Source organism: Mesorhizobium sp. M7A.F.Ca.CA.002.15.2.1, from assembly GCF_003998715.1.
GTDB classification, from domain to species: Bacteria; Pseudomonadota; Alphaproteobacteria; order Rhizobiales; family Rhizobiaceae; genus Mesorhizobium; species Mesorhizobium ciceri.
The window spans coordinates 1-2,876 of record NZ_RZPI01000688.1; the positions used below are offsets into that span (position 1 = coordinate 1).

The 2,876-nt window shown below is 63.5% G+C and carries 1 protein-coding gene; it reads right to left on the minus strand.

Annotated elements, in window-relative coordinates:
* On the minus strand, positions 1–2,692 hold a 2,692-nt coding region (locus ENZ74_RS27600; protein ID WP_206522339.1), incomplete at its 3' end, for an NAD-glutamate dehydrogenase domain-containing protein.
* Between the last annotated feature and the right edge of the window lie 184 nt (positions 2,693–2,876).

Consider the following 2,876-nt stretch of genomic DNA (forward strand, 5'->3'; position numbering starts at 1 on the left):
TGATAACGCCGGCCGGCGGGATGACGCCGTCGAGGCCGATATTGTCGGTGATCGACAGCAGGCTGGAGACGAAGTTCTTGTAGGCCGAAGTACCGGCCTCGAAGATCGCGTCGCGGCCAGCGCTCATCGGCAGCTTCTTCGGATAGAAGCCGCCCTTGGCGCCCACCGGCACGATGACGGCATTCTTGACCTGCTGTGCCTTGACCAGGCCGAGCACCTCGGTGCGGTAGTCCTGGGCGCGGTCGGACCAGCGCAGGCCGCCGCGCGCCACCGGACCGAAGCGCAGATGCAGACCTTCGACCTCGGAGCCGTAGACGAAGATCTCCCGCCACGGCCGCGGCGCCGGCAAGCCCTCGACCGCGTGCGAGTCCAGCTTGATCGCCAGCGACTGGCCCTTTTCTTTCGTATCGGCAACGAAATGATTGGTGCGCAGCGTGGCTTCGATCAGATTGAGGTAGCGCCGGATGATGGTGTCGTCGTCGATGTTCGGCACATCCTCCAGCGCATCCTTGATCTTGGCCTTGAGATGCTTTGCGGCCACCACGCCTTCGGTCTCGGCTGTCGGGCCAAGCCGGGCGATGAACAGCGCATGCAGGCCACGCGCTATGTCGGGATAGCGGTTGAGCGCGGCGGCGATGAAATCCTGGCTTTGCGGAATGCCGACCTGCTGCAGATAACGGCCATAGGCGCGCAGGATGGTGATCTCGCCAGACCACAGGCCGGCGGTCTGGGCGAGGCCGTTATAGCCGTCATTGTCGACGTCGCCGCGCCAGACGGAGAGGAACGCATCTTCGAACAGCGCGCCGCCATCGGTCAGGTCGATCGGCTGGCCGTAGCTGTTCTCAAGCTCCATGTCATGAATAAAGACTAAGCCGGGCCGATCACTATTGATCGTGCCGACCTGGTCGTCGCCGACCTCGAAAGTGCGCTCGCTGATGACGCGGAAGCCGATGTTTTCCAGCACCGGCACGCGGCGCGACAGCGCCACCGGGCTGCCGTGGTGATAGATCTTCAGCGATGCCTGGTGCGGCTTCTGCTCGGCATGGCGATAATAGTCGATGGCGATCGGATTGCCGGCGCTGATCTTGGCAATGCGCCCGGCATCGGCCAGCGCCACCGCCGCGCTGAACGAATCGCGGTAGCTTTCCGGCAGCCGCGCGGCAATCGCCTTCAAAGCCTGGTCGCCGCCACTGGCCTCGGCCGCATCGGAAAGGGCGTCCTCCCAGGTACGCACGATGTCGCGGATCGCCGCCTCTATCGTCGCTTGCTCGACCTTCGGCGTCTTGCCGCCGGAGCGGCCGATGATGAAGTGCACGCGCGCCAGCCCGCCCTCGGGAAAGGCCGGGTAGTAGGCCGACAGCCGGCCTTCGAATACGGTTTTCAGATAGGAGCCAATCTTCTCGCGCACGACGCTGTCGTAACGGTCGCGCGGCACGAAGACGAGGATTGAGACGAAACGGTCGAACTGGTCGGCGCGCACCAGCGCCCGCACGCGTGGCCGCTCGACCAGGCCCAGAATGGCGGCGGCATGTTTGCGCAGGATCGGCACCGGCACCTGGAACAGCTCGTCGCGCGGATAGCTTTCCAGCACGTTGATCAGCGCCTTGCCGGAATGATCGTGCCGGTCGAAGCCGGACTTGGCGATGATGGTTTCGGCCTTGGACCTGAGATACGGGATCTTCATCACCGAGCGCGTGTAGGCGGTCGAGGTGAACAGGCCGACGATGCGCAATTCGCCCGCGAGCGTACCCTTGGCGGTGTAGGTCTTGATGCCGATGTAATCGAGATAGATGCGGCGGTGCACGGACGACTTGGCATTGGCCTTGGTGACGATCAGCGGCTCCGGCCCATGCAGGAAGGCGCGGATCTCCGGCGTCGTCGTTACCGCTTCGGTGCCGCGCCTGAGCACCAGCACGTCGGGATCGGACAGGATGCCGAGGCCAGGCTTTTCAGCGCGCTCCAGCGTGCCGCTTTCCTCGCCGCCGGTGTATTTGAACTCGCGCATGCCAAGGAAGGTGAAATTGTCGTCGCGCAGCCACTCCAGGAAGGCGAGAGCCTCGGCAACGCTCTTCTTGTCGAGCGGCACGGCCGTATAGCGGAATTCCGAGATCGCCTGATCGAGGCGGGCCAGCATTGGCCTCCAGTCGTGAACGGCGGCATGAACCTGGCCAAGGATCTTGCGCAGCCGCTCGCTCAATCCGCTCGCCTGCTCGGATGTCAGCCGCGGGATGTGGACATGGATGACGCTCAGCCGGTCGTGGCTGCCATCGTCCTTGGCGAAATTGCCGTCGCCGAGGATTTCTTCCACGCCGCCCTTGCCGTGGCGCACGACGATAACCGGATGGGTGACCAGGGTCGGTTCGCCCGATGTCTCGGTGATCTCGCCGAGGATGGAATCGAACAGGAACGGCATGTTGTCGTTGACGACCGTGACAACCGTCATCGGGCGGCCGTCTCGCACAACGCCCGAATCGGCATCGACGGCGACGACGCACTCGCCTTTCCTGTGAGTGGCGACTGCCTGGCCGGCGAGATCGGCAGCCCGCTCCAGGTCGGCCACATCGTAGGGAGCAATGTCTTCAGCTGGCGCGCGGGCGAGCAGATAGTCTGCAAGCCTGGCTGGCCTTTCCTCCGCTTTAAGCGCTGCCGTGGCTTTTTTCTTCGGCTTGCTCGCGGATTTCACGCTGGCCATGACGCACGTCCCTCCCGTCGAATGCTTTTACGACTATGGTAGCAGATGACCGCTGTTTGGCGACAAAGGTTTGACGGCTTGCCAAGAATTATCGGAATTTGGCGACAAGATGCCGCGCAACGAGGAGAAATGACCCATGACCGGCAAAATCAGCGCGCTTGATCTTGGCCAGGGAGAGCTGAGC